The 17,323-nt window shown below is 61.5% G+C and carries 13 protein-coding genes; 5 read left to right on the top strand and 8 right to left on the bottom strand.

The genetic code is table 11. From position 1 onward, the window contains the following. Positions 1 to 6: 6 nt before the first annotated feature. The 5 genes from GGD46_RS14555 to trxA all read left to right on the top strand — a co-directional run bounded on the left by GGD46_RS14555 (position 7) and on the right by trxA (position 8,717). The gene (locus tag GGD46_RS14555) at positions 7 to 720 is read left to right on the top strand and encodes a hypothetical protein (RefSeq protein WP_184704968.1); all 714 of its coding nucleotides are present in this window, start codon (positions 7 to 9) and stop codon (positions 718 to 720) included. Positions 721 to 834: 114 nt separating this feature from the next. Then, positions 835 to 1,566: a nucleotidyltransferase family protein gene (locus GGD46_RS14550; RefSeq protein WP_184704966.1), complete on the top strand. Its 732-nt coding sequence runs from the start codon at positions 835 to 837 to the stop codon at positions 1,564 to 1,566. 4 nt (positions 1,567 to 1,570) lie between these two features. Further along, positions 1,571 to 4,762: a double-strand break repair protein AddB gene (gene addB, locus GGD46_RS14545; RefSeq protein ID WP_184704964.1), complete on the top strand. Its 3,192-nt coding sequence runs from the start codon at positions 1,571 to 1,573 to the stop codon at positions 4,760 to 4,762. After that, positions 4,755 to 8,321: a double-strand break repair helicase AddA gene (gene addA, locus GGD46_RS14540; RefSeq protein ID WP_184704962.1), complete on the top strand. Its 3,567-nt coding sequence runs from the start codon at positions 4,755 to 4,757 to the stop codon at positions 8,319 to 8,321. The genes addB and addA overlap by 8 nt, the downstream gene beginning before the upstream one ends. A 75-nt stretch (positions 8,322 to 8,396) precedes the next feature. Continuing rightward, positions 8,397 to 8,717 carry a thioredoxin gene (trxA, locus tag GGD46_RS14535; RefSeq protein WP_047633967.1) on the top strand — a complete coding sequence of 107 codons (321 nt, stop codon included), beginning with the start codon at positions 8,397 to 8,399 and terminating at the stop codon, positions 8,715 to 8,717. Between the two features lie 65 nt (positions 8,718 to 8,782). Here trxA and GGD46_RS14530 read toward each other — a convergent pair whose 3' ends face one another. From GGD46_RS14530 to GGD46_RS14495, 8 genes are all read right to left on the bottom strand, one after another. Next, positions 8,783 to 10,135 carry a folylpolyglutamate synthase/dihydrofolate synthase family protein gene (locus GGD46_RS14530; protein ID WP_184704960.1) on the bottom strand — a complete coding sequence of 451 codons (1,353 nt, stop codon included), beginning with the start codon at positions 10,133 to 10,135 and terminating at the stop codon, positions 8,783 to 8,785. Between the two features lie 132 nt (positions 10,136 to 10,267). Then, positions 10,268 to 11,179 carry an acetyl-CoA carboxylase, carboxyltransferase subunit beta gene (gene accD, locus GGD46_RS14525; RefSeq protein ID WP_184704958.1) on the bottom strand — a complete coding sequence of 304 codons (912 nt, stop codon included), beginning with the start codon at positions 11,177 to 11,179 and terminating at the stop codon, positions 10,268 to 10,270. A 108-nt stretch (positions 11,180 to 11,287) separates the two neighbouring features. Beyond that, entirely contained in the window at positions 11,288 to 12,127 is an 840-nt protein-coding gene (gene trpA / locus GGD46_RS14520) for a tryptophan synthase subunit alpha (RefSeq protein WP_184704956.1), read from the bottom strand. Positions 12,128 to 12,137: 10 nt separating this feature from the next. Then, entirely contained in the window at positions 12,138 to 13,352 is a 1,215-nt protein-coding gene (gene trpB, locus GGD46_RS14515) for a tryptophan synthase subunit beta (protein WP_184704954.1), read from the bottom strand. Next, positions 13,349 to 14,023 (bottom strand): phosphoribosylanthranilate isomerase, encoded by a 675-nt coding sequence (locus GGD46_RS14510; protein WP_184704952.1) that lies wholly within the window; start codon positions 14,021 to 14,023, stop codon positions 13,349 to 13,351. The genes trpB and GGD46_RS14510 overlap by 4 nt, the downstream gene beginning before the upstream one ends. Positions 14,024 to 14,327: 304 nt before the next feature. Next, positions 14,328 to 15,089, bottom strand: a complete 762-nt coding sequence (locus GGD46_RS14505; protein WP_184704950.1) for a M48 family metallopeptidase — start codon at positions 15,087 to 15,089, stop codon at positions 14,328 to 14,330. A 99-nt stretch (positions 15,090 to 15,188) separates the two neighbouring features. Beyond that, complete coding sequence (locus GGD46_RS14500) at positions 15,189 to 15,629, bottom strand: DUF2852 domain-containing protein (protein ID WP_184704948.1); 441 nt, start codon at positions 15,627 to 15,629, stop codon at positions 15,189 to 15,191. 319 nt (positions 15,630 to 15,948) lie between these two features. Next, positions 15,949 to 17,226 (bottom strand): polyhydroxyalkanoate depolymerase, encoded by a 1,278-nt coding sequence (locus GGD46_RS14495; RefSeq protein ID WP_184704946.1) that lies wholly within the window; start codon positions 17,224 to 17,226, stop codon positions 15,949 to 15,951. Positions 17,227 to 17,323: the final 97 nt, after the last annotated feature.

Below are 17,323 nucleotides of genomic sequence, written 5' to 3'. Positions count from 1 at the left end.
CAGAACATGCTTTTAGAGCGAAGGACGTTGTTTTCGATCGCTTGGCTCTCCGGCTGCATCTTTTTGGCAAAGCGCGTTTTTGGACAAGAATCGGCCGGTGCTGATAACCCAGAACCATTCGGTTACAAGACTGGCTGGTTGGCGATTAGCACCAGCGATACGACTGCCGTCATTGGCCAACTCGAACTCACCCAGGTGCAGGCCGCGACATGGCGACGAGGGCTCGAAGAAACTCATGTCTATCCCCCGAATGGGGTTCCCGTTTTTGTGTGCCCGCCGATCAATGGCTGGACGCTCATTGTCACCGGGCTAAACGTTGATGGTGATAGTAAGGCTTTGCGGAAAACCTTATGCGATCTATCGAAAAGATTTGGTGATGCCCAATACTTTGCCTCTTATCGCGTGGTCAACGCGCAGGTGTGGCAACGCGCACGCCACGGCGCAATGGAGCGGGCATTTAGCGTAGCTGATGGTACCGTTACTCTGAACTTTGGCGCGACAACGCGCGACGAAATGGATCTCGGCTTGCCGGAAATTTCGGCGCTTACACCAGAGTATCTCACCAAAGCATCCGATCCTTTATATGACCGTTGGATTCTTGGCTCAGAGGACAATCCATCACTGCTTGCCGAGAAGTGGAGTATCAATCCATTAAAAATTGGTACTGACTTCGCGACAACACCTTCGATGGGGCACTTAGCTCAGATGCGGTCAATCTGACAGACGGATCGGTGGCGAAGTGAAGCGGAAATAATCCGATAAACCTAGACCCCGCGACGGCTTTCCGGCCTTGTGCTAAGGAAAGCAGATAGCGAATCGAAAGTTCGAGACGAGATGACCATCAAGCAAGCCATGGTATTGGCCGCGGGACTCGGAACCCGCATGCGGCCGATCACCGACACCATCCCGAAGCCGCTGGTGAAAATCGCCGGCAAGCCGATGATCGACTATACGCTGGATGCTTTGGTGCAGGCAGGTGTCGAGCGGGCCGTCGTCAACGTCCATCACCACGCCGATCAAATGGAAGCGCATCTGCGCGGCTATCGCGGCCTTGAAATCCTGATCTCCGACGAACGGGACGCGCTGATGAACAATGGCGGCGGCCTCGTCAAAGGGCTGAAGCTGTTGAGCCGCGATCCGGTGTTCGTCATGAATGCCGATCTGTTCTGGGTCGGCGAGGAGCCCGGCCATCCAACGAACCTAGAACGCTTAGCCGGATTCTACGATGAGCAACGCATGGATATGGCGATGCTCTGCGTCGATCTGGAGCGAACTACGGGTCATAACGGCAAGAATGACTTCGGCATGGCGCAGGACGGCAGGCTTGCCCGCTATCGCGATGTCGGACGCGACGGCGTTGTCTATGCCGGCGCTATCGCGATGAGCCCGTCCTTTTTTGACGACGCGCCGAATGACGCCTTCAACCTCAACATCTATTTCGACAAAGCAATCCAGCGCGGCCGGCTCTATGGCACCATGCTCGACGGCCATTGGCTGACAGTCGGTACGCCTGAGGCGGTTGGCGAGGCGGAGGAAGCGATCCGGACATTCCGGGCGTTTGCGTGAGCCTATGGCGGGCGGACACCGGCAACGCATCCTGACGATTCCGGCAGGCCTGCCCTTCCTGAAGACTCTTGCGACTGCTCTTTGCGACGGCCGGCTGACGGAGCATTTTCGCCATGATCCGGAAGACCCGTTATCGCTCGCCAAGGTCAGCATATTCCTGCCGACGCGGCGTGCGGTGCGCGTGTTGCGCTCGGAATTCGTTGACCTGCTCGGCGGCCGTTCCGCCATTCTCCCTGTCATTCGCCCGCTCGGCGAAACCGACGACGACAGCGGCTATTTCGAGGAAAACCTGCCTGAGACAGCCGATCTGGCACAGCCGCTTGCCAACACGGCGCGGCTCCTGGAACTGGCACGGCTGATCCTTGCCTGGCGCAACAGGCTGCCGCAGGTCGTGCGCGACATTCATTCCGATTCGCCGCTGGTAGCGCCGGCAAGTCCGGCAGATGCCATCTGGCTCGCGCGCAACCTCGCCGAACTGATCGATTCGCTGGAGACCGAAGATCGCAAATGGAGCGAACTTGCCAATCTCAGCGCCGAAGAACATGCGCTCTGGTGGCAGCTGACGGCTGAATTCCTGCGGATCGCGAGCGCCTTCTGGCCGGCTCGCCTCGAAGAACTCGGCAAATCCTCGCCCGCCCGCAACCGCAATGCCGTTCTTCGCGCCGAGGTGCAGCGGATATCGACCATGCGGCATGCCGGGCCTGTCATCATCGCAGGTTCGACCGGTTCGGTGCCGGCGACGGCAGAACTGATCGCTGCCGTCGCCTCACTGCCGCAGGGCGTGATCGTACTACCCGGCCTCGATCTTTCGATGCCGGAAGAAGACTGGCAGCTGGTAGCGCCGGAAACGGCCGCCGGCGAGCGATCCGACCCCACCACCCGCAGCCATTCGCAATATGGCCTGTCGCTGCTGCTCAAGCGCCTGCACGTCACCCGCCGGGATGTGGAAGCCGTCGCAGAGGCCTCTGAAGCCATGCAGATGCGGGCAGAAATCCTGTCGCGCGCGCTGGCGCCGGCGAAAGCGACGAGCGGCTGGGGGGGCTGGCGCGAGACGCTTGCCGCTGACGCCATTGGTAACGCCTTCGCCGATGTCTCCCTGATCGAGGCATCGAACGAACGCGAGGAAGCGACGGCAATCGCTATTGCCTTGCGGCTGGCACTGGACAAGCCCGGGCGCAACGGTGGCGAGAGCCAGGCGGCGCTGATCACCCCGGACCGCAATCTTGCCAGGCGAGTCACGGCAGAGCTTGCGCGCTTCGGCATCAGCGCCGACGATTCGGCTGGCACGCCGCTCAACGCCACGCCGCAAGGCACGCTGCTGCAATTGCTGCTCGAAGCCACGCTTCGCCCCGGCGATCCCGTCGCGGTCGTCGCCTTGCTCAAACATCGCCTCGCCCGTTTCGGCGTTTCGCCGGAAGCGCACGGCCTCGGTGTCGATGCGCTGGAAATCCTGGCGCTCAGAGGCGGCGTCGCCAATATCGACGTCGGCACGCTGGAAAGCCTGCTGGATATCAGCATCGCCGAGCAGGCCAGCGACAGGCACGCGCCGCAATGGCGCAAATCGCTGCCGCCCGAGGCCATCGAATACGCACGCGAACTGGCGCGGCGGGTGACTGCTGCATGCGATCCGCTTACATCCGCGCTCTCCCTGCGGACTGTCGAAGGTCTACTGACCCTTTCGGAATGGGCGGAACGCACCGGCCGGGCACTGGAGGCGGTGGCCGCCGATGAGCGCGGCAACCTGGCCACCCTTTGGTCCGGGGAGGCCGGGGATACGCTCGCCAGCCTGCTGAAGGAGGTCATCGACACCGAGGGCCAGCTCGAGGCCGATGGCGTGCAGTGGATAGACATCACGACGGCGCTCTGTGTGGGTCAGGCGGTGAAGCCGCGGGCGCTCAGCCATCCGCGCCTCTTCATCTTCGGTACGCTGGAAGCCCGCCTGCAGAGCGTCGACACGCTGATCCTCGGCGGCCTGAACGAAGGATCATGGCCGGGACAGACGGCAAACAACCCCTTCATTTCCCGCAGCATGAAGACCGAGATCGGCCTTGAGCCGCCGGAGCGCCGTATCGGCCAGCTGGCGCACGATTTTGAAATGGCGAACGGCACCCGCGACCTGATCTATTCGCGTGCGCTGCGTCAGGGCTCAACCCCGACGGTCGCCTCGCGCTGGCTGCAGCGGCTGATCGCGCTCGGCGGCGAGGAACTGGAAAACGCTATGAAGGCTCGCGGCGACCAGTATCGCCATTGGGCCGGCATGATCGACGAGGGCGAAAACCAGGCGCCGGCGCTACGCCCGGCACCGAAACCGCCTGTGGAGTTGCAGCCGAAAAGCTATTCCTTCAGCGAAGTGGGGCGGCTGCGTCGCGACCCCTATGCCATCTATGCCCGGCGCGTGCTGCGGCTCGATCCGGTCGCCCCATTCAACCGCGATCCCGGCCCGGCCGAGCGGGGCACGCTCTACCACAAGATCATCGATCGTTTCGTCCGCGAGGGGCATATTGCCGGCACGCCGGATGCGACGCTGGCCATGGATCGCATCATCGCAGACCTGTTCGATGCCGAACGGCTGCCCGTTCATATCGACAGCGTCTGGCGGCCTCGTTTTCGCGAAGTGGCACGTGCTTTCCTTGACTGGGAAGCGGAACGGCGGCCGGGGGTTCACAAAACGGCGACGGAAGTGCCTGCAGGCGTCGAGATCGAGCCCATTGGCATTCGTCTTACCGGTGTTGCCGACCGCATCGACGTCAAGAGCGACAAGGCAGCCGACCTCATCGACTACAAGACCGGCTACAATCCCTCGCCGTCACAGGCGCGCGCGCTGCTCGACCCGCAGCTGGCGCTCGAAGCCTATGCGCTGAAGGCGGGCGCCTTCCGCAATATAGGCGCGCTGCTGCCCGAAAACCTGCTCTATGTCCGGCTGCGGCCCGGCGATCGCTTCAAGGTCGACCAGGTCAACAACGAGCATTCCAGCCGCGGCGGCAAAACGGAAACGAAGTCGGCTATGGATCTGGCGCAGGAATCGATGGACCAGCTGGTGAAATTCGTCTCGCTGCTACAATCGGGAGAGAAAGGCTTCTCCTCACGGTTGATCCCAGCCCAGCAGTTCGAGTATGGCGGCGATTACGATCACCTCGCCCGCGTATCGGAATGGTCGACGGCAGAGAGCGAACAGGAAGGCGGCGGCGATGAGTGAGCTTCCCGCCGACGACTTCGCCAACCTGCCCGAAAGCGACGATCCCGGCGTCTGGATCAGCTGGACGACGATCCAGCAATCCATCGCCTCCGACCCCGAGCGCTCGGCCTGGGTCTCGGCCAATGCCGGCTCCGGCAAGACGCATGTGCTGACGCAGCGCGTTATCCGTCTGCTTCTTGCAGGCGCGCGCCCTTCGGCCATCCTCTGCCTTACCTATACCAAGGCGGCGGCGTCCGAGATGTCGAACCGCGTCTTCGATCGCCTCGCGGCCTGGGCAACCATGCCGGACGAGGAGCTGAAGACGCGCATAGCCGACATCGAAGGCAAGGAGCCTGACATCTTCACGCTTGCCGAGGCACGGCGGCTCTTTGCCAAGGCGCTGGAAACGCCGGGCGGCCTGAAGATCCAGACCATCCACGCCTTTTGCGAGGCTCTGCTGCATCAATTTCCGCTCGAGGCCAACGTTGCCGGGCACTTTTCCGTGCTCGACGACCGGGCGGCGGCAACCTTGCTCGACGATGCCCGCCGCGCGCTGCTTTCATCCGCAACGCCGCATGGCGATGCCGAGCTGGCGGAGGCCTTCGCCTATGTGCTCGATCTCGGTGACGAATCTGGCCTGGAAACGCTGCTCGCCGATATCGTCGCCAATCGCAATGCCATCCGACGCTTCACCGAGGCAGCCGAGCGGCAAGGTGGCTTTGAGGCGGCCTTGCTGGCGCGGCTCGGCCTCTCCACCGGCGACACGGAAGACGGCATCGCCGGGCAATACTGGCCGCTTCCCGGCCTCTCCGGCACAATGCTTGAGCTCTATCTGACGCTTGCCGACCAGAAGGGCGGCGCCAAGGCGCAAGAGGTCGCCTACGCCCTGCGCCTCGCCAAACGCGAGACGGATCCGATCGCCCGCGCTGAAATCCTCGAAAAAACCATGCTGACGGCCAAGGGCGAGCCGAAATCCGACAGCCAGTTCTTCGTCAAGGCAATGCTGGCAGATGCCCCTGCCCTTGCCGAGGCTGTCGCTGAGGCACGCGCCCATGTGGTTGCCTGCCGCGACCGGTTGAAGCTGATGCGGATGTACCGCGCAACGCGGGCCGCCCTCATCCTCGCCGACCGGCTGAACCGGGATTACGAGGAGCTGAAGAAGCGTCGCAGCCAGCTCGATTTCGAAGATCTCATCACCCGCACGGCCGATCTCCTGACCAAGAAGGATGTCGGACCCTGGATTCACTACAAGCTGGATCAAGGCATCGATCATATTCTGGTGGATGAGGCGCAGGACACCAGCCCGATCCAGTGGAGTGTCATCCAGTCGCTGGCGGAGGATTTCTTTTCCGGCGAAAGCGCACGGCCGACGCTGCGGACGATCTTTGCCGTCGGCGACGAGAAGCAGTCTATCTACTCGTTCCAGGGCGCCCGTCCCGAACGCTTTTCCGAGGAGAGCGACCGCACGAGACGGCGCGTGGGCGCGAGCGGCCAGCAATTCTCGTCGATCCGCCTGCCGCTGTCCTTCCGCTCGACCGCCGATGTGCTCGGCGCCGTCGACCATGTTTTCACCAGCCCGGAGAATGCCCGTGGACTGAGCGCCGTCAACGAGCCGGTGGTGCACCGCTCTAGCCGCATCGGCCATCCCGGCGCCGTCGACCTTTGGGAGATGATCGCACCGGAGCCGGCCGCCAAGGAAGAAGACTGGACGGCACCTTTCGACTCGACGCCGGAAAGTGCTCCAGCCGCCATCCTGGCGCGACGGATGGCACTGACGATCGGCAATCTCGTCGGGCGGGAAACCATCATCGAGAAGGGCAAGGCCCGGTTCATCGAGGCCGGCGACATTCTCGTGCTGGTGCGCAAGCGCGACAGCTTCGTCAACGCGCTGACCCGCGCTTTGAAACGACGCGGCAATATTCCGGTCGCCGGCGCCGATCGTCTGGTGCTGACCAGCCATATCGCCATTCAGGATCTCCTCGCGCTCGGCCGCTTCCTGCTGCTGCCGGAAGACGATCTTTCGCTCTCCGCGCTATTGAAAAGCCCCTTGTTCGATCTCAGCGAAGACGATGTCTTCGCCGTCGCCGCCTATCGCGATGAAGAGGAAAGCGTCTGGAGCCACCTGCAGCGATTTGCCGAGGATGGCCATGATCGTTTCAAGCAGGCAGCCGAGCGGCTGAAAACCTATCTTTCGCTGTCGAAGAGCCTGGCCGTTCACGACTTCTACGCGCGCGTGCTCGGCTGCTTCGGCGGCAGACGGCAGTTTCTGGCGCGACTCGGCACCGAGGTCAGCGATATCCTTGACGAATTCCTGACTTTCGCGCTGGACCATGAGACCAGCGGTCTGCCTGGGCTGCAATCCTTCATCTCGACGCTGGAGCTTGAAGCGCCGACCGTGAAGCGCGAGCAGGACAAGGGCCGCAATGAAGTGCGGATCATGACGGTGCATGCCTCGAAGGGGCTGGAGGCGCCGATCGTCTTCCTCGTTGATGGCGGCGGCAAGGCCTTCACCCACACACACCTGCCGAAGATGCGGCTGATCGAGACCGGCCGGGACCAGATTCCGCTGCCGGTCTGGGTGCCTGTCTCGGCGCTTGCCAATTCGCTGACGCAGGCCGATACGGCGCGGCTGCAATCCCTTGCAGAAGAGGAATATCGCCGCCTGCTCTATGTCGGCATGACGCGCGCCGCCGACCGACTGATCATCTGCGGCTATCGCGGCATCCGCGAGAACGCCGATACCTGGCATGCCATGATTTCCACGGCACTACGCGGAGACGAGCAGCACTGCACGCCGAAGACCTTCTCCGGGCCTGATGGCGATTGGGACGGTTTGAGCTGGCACGTCGCGCAGGTGCAGCGCGAGTTCGAAACCATGCGCGAACCGGAAAAACGCACGGAGCGTACCGGCCTGCCCGCCGGCCTCAGCCGGCCGCTGCCGCCGTCGCGAAACCTGCCGCGCCCCCTCAGCCCATCCGGCGTCGGCACCGTTGTCGACGATGAGGCCGACAACCTGCTCGTCACGTCGGCGCTTTTCGGCGAAAAGGCGAAATCGGACCGCGCCCTGCAGAAGGGCCGCTTCATCCACCGCATGCTGCAAACATTGCCCGATATCGCGCCGGAAGACCGTGTCGATGCCGCACGGCGCTATGCCGAGCGGGCGGCTCGCTTCTGGCCACAGGCCGAACGGGAAGCCTTGATCAGGGCCGTCATGGCGCTGCTTGACCATCCGGAGCTGCAAGGCACTTTCGGCGCGCATGCACAGGCGGAAGTCTCGATCATGGGAACGCTGAAACTCGGCGGCCAGTCCTATGCCGTATCGGGCCGTATCGACCGCCTGGCTGACCTTGACGACCGCATCGTCATTCTCGACTACAAGACCAACCGAGTGCCGCCCCGCAACGAAAGCGACATCCCTTTCGCCCATAAAGCGCAGCTCGCCATCTACCGCGCCATCCTCTTGCCGCTCTATCCGGGAAAGCGCGTCGATTGCCTGCTGGTCTACACCGAAAGCGCAGCGATCTACACGCTATCCGAAGAGGCGCTTGCATGGGCGCTTGCGGAGCTCGAGACAAAGTGAAATACCAAATATTGAAATTTGGGCACCGCACCATCACATATTTAGCAACCGCAAATCCTGGTAAAGGAGCAGCCTATGGCTACCGTTAAAGTCGATACCTCCAACTTCGCTGCCGAAGTCCTGCAGTCCGCCGAGCCCGTCGTTGTTGATTTCTGGGCCGAATGGTGCGGTCCGTGCAAGATGATCGCTCCCGCTCTCGAAGAACTCGCAGTGCAGTTCGAAGGCAAGGTCAAGGTCGCCAAGCTCAATATCGACGAAAACCCGGAACTGGCTGCACAGTTCGGCGTTCGCTCGATCCCAACGCTTGCCATGTTCAAGGGCGGCGAAGTTGCTGACATCAAGGTCGGCGCCGCTCCCAAGACGGCCCTGCAGAACTGGATCTCCAGCGCATCCTGATCTCGGTATCGATCGCATGAAAAAAGCCCGGCTCGACCGGGCTTTTTTGTTGATCTCGATTTGGCTTACCGCGGCGGCGTGCCATTGTCGGCAAGCACATCGCCAACCAGATAGAGGGAGCCGCCGATCAGGATGCGCGGAGGTGGCGAGGCTGGCGCCGCGATAGCCTTAATCGCATCCAGCGCCTCGCCGACATCAGACATCGGTTCGGCCACCAGGCCGGCATCATAGGCGGCATTGGCCAGAATAACCGGATCGATCATGGCATCGCTGCCGCGGATCGGTACGCAATAGACCTTCTCGGCAAGACCGGCGAAAGCCTTGAAATAGCCTATCGGATCCTTGGTGTTGATCATGCCGATGATCAGGAATAACGGTCGCGGCTGGCGCTCCTCGAAATTAGCCATAGCCTCGGCAATGACTTCGCCGGCGCCGGAATTATGGCCGCCATCGACCCAAATCTCCGCCCCTTCGGGCGCGTGTGGCAGCAGATTGCCTTCGGTCAGCCGCTGCAGGCGGCCAGGCCACTCGACCGAGGTCATCGCCTTTTCCATCATCGCTTCGGTGACGGTGAAACCCGCAGCCTTGACGGCGCGGATGGCGGCAGCGGCATTGCCATACTGGTGACGGCCCGGCAGGCGCGGCAGTGGCAGGTCGGCCAAGCCGAATTCGTCCTGATAGACCAGCTTGCCATATTCCTCGTGGGCGGAAAAATCCTGGCCGAAAATGGCGGTCGGGCAGCGAAGCCGCTCGGCCGTCGCGATCAGCACATCGAGCGCGGCATCATATTCCTGATGGCCGATGACGACGGGATGACCAGATTTCATGATGCCGGCCTTCTCGGCGGCGATCAGCTCGACGCGATCGCCGAGATAGGGCTGGTGATCGAGCGAAATCGGCATGATGACCGAGACGGCCGGATCGGAAATAACGTTGGTGGCATCGAAGCGACCGCCAAGGCCGACTTCGATGACGGCGGCATCGGCTGGATGTTCAGCGAAGAGAAGGAAGGTTGCAGCCGTCAGGATTTCGAAGACGGTGATCTTCTGGCCGGCATTGGCAGCAGCTATGCGACGCAGCGCATCGGCAAAGACGGCATCGTCGACGAGTTGACCACGGCCACCTTGGATGCCCATGCGGTAACGCTCGTGCCAGTTCACAAGATGCGGCGAAGTATGGACATGCACGCTGTAGCCGCCGGCCTCGAGCAAGGCGCGGCAAAAAGCTGTGACCGATCCCTTGCCGTTGGTGCCGGCGACATGGATCACCGGCGGCAGCTTCTTGTGAGGATTGCCGAGGATATCGAGCAGCCGGGTTATTCTCTCTAGGGAGAGATCGAAACCCTTGGGGTGCAACTCCAAGAGTTTCTCGATTTCCCGCGCTGCTTCGCTCTTTGCGGATTGATCCATAGCCGTCATCCCGCACCTCCGCCTTTTGGCTATCTAGAGCGCTTCCGATCTTCTTCAAATCGCGAAATGCTCAGCCTCTTGGTTTCACGCAATTCCGAACGGGGAACCGCTACGCACTTTTCCTGGAAATGCTCTGTGATATCAGGCCTTCGCCGCTACCGGCAATGCAGCGCCGTTCTTGCTCTTGGCGGACACATCGTTTGCCGGCGCCTTGGTCAGAATCTTGAGAAGCGTAGCGAGAGTATCCGGAATGTCATGCCGCTTCACGACCATATCGACCATACCGTGCTCCAGCAGATATTCGGAGGTCTGGAAGCCTTCGGGCAGCTTTTCGCGCAGCGTCTGCTCGATAACGCGCTTGCCGGCAAAGCCGATCTCCGCACCCGGCTCGGCCATGTGGATATCGCCAAGCATGGCGTAGGATGCGGTAACGCCACCGGTGGTCGGGTTGGTCAGAACCACGATATAGGGCTGGCCAGCTTCCTTCAACAGGTCGACGGCAACCGTCGTGCGTGGCAGCTGCATCAGCGACAGGATGCCTTCCTGCATGCGTGCACCACCCGAAGCCGGGAACATGACCAACGGGCACTTCTCCGCAATCGCGCGCTCGAAGGCCTTCACGATGGCCTCGCCGGCCGCCATGCCGAGCGAGCCGCCGATGAAGTTGAATTCATGGACGACAGCCACGAGCTTCACGCCGCGAACCTTGCCGAGGCCAGCGAGAACGGTGTCTTCCTGCTCGGTCTTCAGACGGCTGTCCTTCAGGCGATCGATGTATTTCTTCGAATCGCGGAACTTCAGCGGGTCCTGCGCCACTTTCGGCTGCGGCAGGGCTTCGTATTCACCCTTGTCGAAGAGATCGGCAAGGCGAGCCTTGGCCGGCATCTTCATATGGAAGCCGGAGGCTGGAATGACCCACTTGTTGTCTTCCAGATCCTTGTGGAAGACCATCTCGCCCGTCTCGGGGCACTTGATCCAGAGATTTTCCGGAACCTCGCGACGGCCCAGCATGGAATTGATCCGCGGGCGGACGTAGTTCGTGATCCAGTTCAATTCGAAACTCCTAATCGACCGAATTAATCGATATCCTAGTCGCCACCAAATGCCCATAGGGCTCTTCCTCAATCCGCGAGGGATTGGGGAAAGGCCTATATGGGAAAACTATTCGGCGGCAACAAGGCGCGCAGAGCGCGTTCCTGTCGACAGGCCGCGCACAAGCGTGGCAACGGCCTGGATGGTATCTGAAGTCGCCTTGCCATCCTTGGTAAGGCTGGTGGCGATCTGGTTGACGATGGCGGTGCCGACGACGACCCCATCAGCCGAAGCGCCGATCAGCTTGGCATGTTCGGCCGTCTTGACGCCGAAGCCGACGCAAACCGGCAGCTCCGTATGCTGCTTGATGCGCTTGACGGCGCCCGAAACCAGCGACGGATCCGGCAGAGCCGAACCGGTGATGCCGTTCATCGAGACGTAATAGACGAAGCCGGTCGTGTTCTTGAGAACCGTCGGCAAGCGTTTGTCGTCGGTCGTCGGTGTCGCCAGGCGGATGAAGTTGATGCCCTTGCGGATGGCCGGAATGCAGAGCTCGTCATCCATTTCCGGCGGCAGGTCGACGACGATCAGACCGTCGATCCCAGCGGCAAGCGCGTCATCGAGGAACTTTTCGACGCCGTAGATGTAGATCGGATTGTAGTAGCCCATCATCACGATCGGCGTATCGGCATCGACTTTACGGAAATCGGCAGCAAGCTGCAGCGTCTTCTTCAGCGTCTGGCCGGCCTTCAAGGCGCGCTGGCCGGCAAGCTGGATCGCCGGGCCGTCAGCCATGGGATCGGAAAAGGGCATGCCGAGCTCGATGACGTCGGCGCCGGCTTCCGGCAGCGCCTTCATGATGCCGAGCGAGGTGTCGTAATCGGGGTCGCCGCCCATGAAATAGGTGACGAGTGCCGGGCGGCCTTCAGCCTTCAGAGCGGCGAAGCGTTTGTCCATACGTGCGGTCATGGCGTCTAACTCACATTCCCAGAATCTTGCCGACGGTGAAGATGTCTTTGTCACCACGGCCGGAGAGGTTCATCAGGATGATCTGGTCCTTGCCCATCTTCGGGGCGCGCTTAATCACCTCGGCGAGCGCATGGCTCGGCTCGAGCGCCGGAATGATGCCTTCGAGGCGCGTCAGCGTCTGGAAGGCATCGAGCGCCTCATGGTCCATGATCGGAACATATTCGGCGCGGCCGATATCGTTCAGCCAGGAGTGTTCCGGGCCGATGCCGGGATAATCGAGGCCGGCCGAAATGGAATGACCTTCCTTGATCTGGCCGTCGCCGTCCTGCAGCAGATAGGTGCGGTTGCCATGCAGCACGCCGGGCGAACCGGCGGTGATGGAGGCGCAATGCTCGTCGCCCTCAAGGCCCTTGCCACCGGCTTCGACGCCAACGATCTTGACGCCCTCGTCATCGAGGAAAGGATGGAAGATGCCGATGGCATTCGAGCCGCCGCCGACGGCCGCCACGACGAGATCCGGCAGGCGGCCTTCTGCCTCCAGGATCTGCGCGCGGGCCTCCGTGCCGATCACGGCCTGGAAATCGCGGACCATTTCCGGATAGGGATGCGGGCCGGCGGCCGTGCCGATCAGGTAATAGGTGTCGTCGACATTGGTGACCCAGTCGCGCAGCGCCTCGTTCATCGCGTCCTTCAGCGTGCCGCTGCCGGCGGTGACCGGGATAACCTCTGCACCCAAAAGCTTCATGCGGAACACGTTCGGCGCCTGGCGCTCGACATCGGTCGCGCCCATGTAGACCACGCAAGGCAGGCCGAAACGGGCGGCAACGGTCGCCGAGGCAACGCCGTGCTGGCCGGCGCCGGTTTCGGCGATGATGCGGGTCTTGCCCATACGCTTGGCAAGCAGGATCTGGCCGATGCAATTGTTGATCTTGTGCGAGCCGGTGTGATTCAGCTCTTCGCGCTTGAAGTAGATCTTCGCGCCACCGAGTTCGGCCGTCAGGCGCTCGGCGAAATAAAGCGGGCTCGGGCGGCCGATATAATGCGTGCCCAGCGACTTCAGCTCCGCCTGGAAGACCGGGTCGTCCTTCGCCTTGTTCCATTCCTCCTGCAAATCCAGGATCAGCGGCATCAACGTTTCGGCTACGAAACGACCGCCGTAAATGCCGAAACGGCCGTCCTCATCGGGGCCGGAGCGGAAGGAATTGGGTTTAGGCGTCTGGTTCACTTTCTACTCCCTGCTGCCGGTTCCGGCAGACATGCTTCTGCAAAAGCGTCGAAAAATTGGTCGATCTTGCCCAAATCCTTCACACCCGGCGCGCTTTCAACGGCGGAGGAAAGATCGATGCCCGTGGCCTTGGTGGATGCCAGCGCGCGGGCAACATTGTCCTTGTTGACACCGCCCGACAGCATGTAATCCACCCGATCGTCGAGCCAGCTCATCAGGCCCCAATCGAAGGACACGCCGTTTCCACCCGGCAGCTCCGAGCCAGCGGGCGGCTTGGCGTCGAACAGGAAGCGGTCGGCAATGCCGATATAGGATTCCACCCGCTTCAGATCGTCGGCGTCGCGCACCGACATGGCCTTCATGACGGGGACATTATAGACCGCTTTGATGGTCAGCACACGCTCCGGGCTTTCATTGCCATGGAGCTGCAATATGTCGGGCCGCACCAGCGACATGATCTCGTCGAGATCGTCATTGCTGGGATTGACCGTGACGGCAACGACCTTCGCCTTGCCGCGAGCACGCTCGGCCAGCAGGCCGGCCATGTCGGGCTCGATATAGCGCGGGCTCTTTTCGAAGAAGATAAAGCCGATATGGGTAGCGCCGCGCTCAAGAGCACGATCCACCGCTTCCGGCGTCTTCAGACCACAAATTTTGACATCGGGGTTCATGGCAGCGGAGTGACACGAAAATTGGAAAGAGTCGAGCCTAAAGGCGACGTTGGCGGGATTTTTGCGGGGCTCCAGGACCATTGTCTATGAAATAAAAGTGCCCCTCACCCCAGCCCTCTCCCCGTTTTGACGAGGAGAGGGGGCGACCTCACCAAACCTCTCCGCCCCGCGTGCGGGGAGAAGGTGGACTCGAACAGATGAGCGAGGCGAAGCTGTGTGAGGACGGATGAGGGGCTAACCTGTCCATATGCAGTCGCAAGCAATTGCCTTGGGCGCACTCCAGCTTGCTCCGGCAGAATGCCACTCAATCAAAATCGATTGCGTGCAGCTGGCTGCCGTGGCGCTTCAACCAGGCTTTGGCTTCGTCCATGTCGGGGCAGAGCTTGAGGCAGAGCGCCCAGAAGCGCGGGCCGTGGTTCATCTCGCGCAAATGCGCGACTTCGTGGGCGGCGAGGTAATCGATGACCAGCGGCGGCGCCATGACGATGCGCCAGGAAAAGCTGAGATTGCCCTGCGAGGAACAAGAGCCCCAGCGGCTGCGGGTATCCTTCATGGTGATGGAGGAGACAGTCGCGCGGATGGTCTTGGCGTGGATTGCGACGTATCTTTCCAGATCGGCGCGGGCCTCTTTTTTCAAGAAGGTGGCGATGCGGCGGCCGGCATGTTCGGGCATGCCGCTGACGCGCAGCACCGGCCGGCCATCGACGATAACGGCTTCGGTGAGGCCGCGCAGGGTGCCGGTATGCTCGATGTGGTGGCGCACGCCGCGCAGGAGGATTTCGCTGCCGCCGCGCAGGCTGTTGTCCGCCGTGAATTTCGCGAGCTTGGTCAGAAGCCAGCCCTGATGCCGGTCGAGGAAGGCATTGACTTCGCGGGCAGAAAGGCCGCGCGGAACAGTCATCTTCAGGGCCTTGCCGCCGGGCTCGATCCTGAGCGTAATGCGGGTTGCCCGCTCATGCTGGCGGATCGTCAGCGGCATCAGGCGGCCGGCGACGTCAAGGGTACGTGTTTCCTGCGCAGGCGGCTTGGCCTGCGGTTTGCGGGATCTGGAGAGCAGTGGAAACATGAGGCAGTTTTATATGATTCGCGGGAGGATCTGGCAAAGAAAAACCGGCACCCGATGATGCCGGTTTCGACTCTATGATGCGGCCGCTCTCACAGCCCGTCACGGGGTCTGGAATTCGGTCGGCGAGCCGCCATTGTCATGGCGCTTGACGCTGTTGCGTTCGCGCATGAAACGGTCAAACTCTTCCTGATCCTTGGCGCGGCGCAGTTCGCGAGCATAGGCGTCGAACTCGGCGCGCATTTCATCCAGCTTGCGGCGTTCCTGCTCGAGGCGCTCAAGCTCTGCCCGGCGCCAGTCGTCGAAGGCGACGTTGCCGGTCGAGGAGAAGGAATGGCGATGACGATTGCGATAGCGTCCGCAGCCACCAAACATGCCGTCGGTCCTTTCGTTTACATCCCGTTTGAATTCCCGCAAACGTTCCCCGAAGAGAATATAGGCGAGCATGGCGAGGCCGAGCGGCCAGAAGACCACGAAGCCTAGTACCATCAGGGCAATAGTAGCCGGAGTCCAATCCGGGCGAAGCAATGCAGATTGGTTCATTGTCAGGTATCCTCGCACGACGCATTGCCCTCCGACCGATACCGACCGATGGAAAGGTTTCTGCGCGGTTTTTAAAGCTCTACCTGCATCTCAGCGCGTTCCAAGGACGCGCGGCGCGGTAAACGGCCCGATCTCTGCGGTACCGCTGGAATCGAGATGGTAACCTCTTCGTGAGGCTTCAATGGGATCGCCTGACGGAATCCGACAAGTGTTTGAATCCGGCGGAATAATTCAACAAAAGCTAATAGTTTGCTGTTCCGACATGGCTGCAAGTTGCAGCCAGCCCGAAATCAATTCATCTATCTGATTTTATTGATATTTATGCCGATTTCCCGCCCTTGATGACACGCTTGACGACCGGGCGACCGGTGCGGGCATGTTCGCGCGTGAAGGCCAGGATACGCGGCGCGATCTCGCGGCGGAAACGCGAGCCGTTGAAGACACCGTAATGGCCGACATCTGGCTGCAGATAGTGCATGCGCATATGATCGGGGATATTGGTGCAGATGGTCTGCGCCGCATGCGTCTGGCCGACACCGGAAATATCGTCGTTTTCGCCTTCGACGGTCAAAAGCGCGATATTGCGGATGGCGGAGGGATCGACGCGCTGGCCGCGATGCATGAGCTCGCCCTTGGGCAGCGCATGCTTGATGAAGACCTGATCGACCGTCTGCAGATAGAATTCCGCCGTAAGGTCCATCACGGCCAGATATTCATCGTAGAAATCGCGATGCTTTTCGGCCGGCTCGCCGTCATTCTTGACGAGATGCACGAAGAAATCCTTGTGCGCGATCATGTGCCGGTCGAGGTTCATCGACATGAAGCCGGAAAGCTGCAGGAAGCCGGGATAGACCGGACGCATAAAGCCCGGCTGCGGCCAGGGCACATTCATGACGACATTGTCGGCAAACCATTCCAGCGGCTTGTCCTTGGCGAGCTGGTTGACGGCAGTCGGATTGATGCGGGTATCGATCGGACCGCCCATCAAGGTCATCGACGAGGGCGCCAGGCGATCGCCTGCCGCTTCCATGACGGCAGCGGCCGCCAGGACCGGCACGGACGGCTGGCAGACGGCAACGACATGTGTGTCCGGCCCAAGGTGGTGCAGCATCTCGATGACGTAATCGATATAGTCTTCCAGATCGAAGGTGCCTTCCGTCATCGGCACCATGCGGGCATCGATCCAATCGGTGATGTAGACGTCAGCGCCCGGGAGCAGAGCTTCCACCGTGCCGCGCAGCAGCGTGGCGTAATGACCCGACATCGGCGCGACGATCAGGATACGCGGATCGGCGGCATGTCCGGCCGGCATGCTGCGCTCGAAACGGATGAGATTGCAGAAGGGCTTCTTCCAGACGATCTTTTCGTACACGGACACCGGCTTGCCGTCGATCACAGTCTCATGCAGCCCGAATTCCGGCTTGCCATAGCGCCGAGTGGTGCGCTCGAAGACCTCTAGGCTTGCCGTCAGCGTACGGCCAAAGGCCGTGTGCGAGAGAGGATTGAGAGGATTGGCATAGGCCAGGCGCATCATATCGGCCGCAACGCGAAAAGGCGCGAGAGCCGCGTGATTGAGTTCGTAAAACTGATAAAACATGGGGGCTTTACCTTTCGTGATGCGGGCACCAGCAGCCTCGCAAATCACCTGATCAATAAAACGCACGCGCCTTGCGTGTCGCTTGCCTTTGCTGAGG

Origin of the sequence: Martinezella lusitana, assembly GCF_014207095.1 — a bacterium.
Lineage (GTDB): Bacteria > Pseudomonadota > Alphaproteobacteria > Rhizobiales > Rhizobiaceae > Rhizobium > Rhizobium lusitanum_B.
Note: the sequence above shows the minus strand (reverse complement) of the source record. Positions and strands in the feature narration are given on the sequence as shown.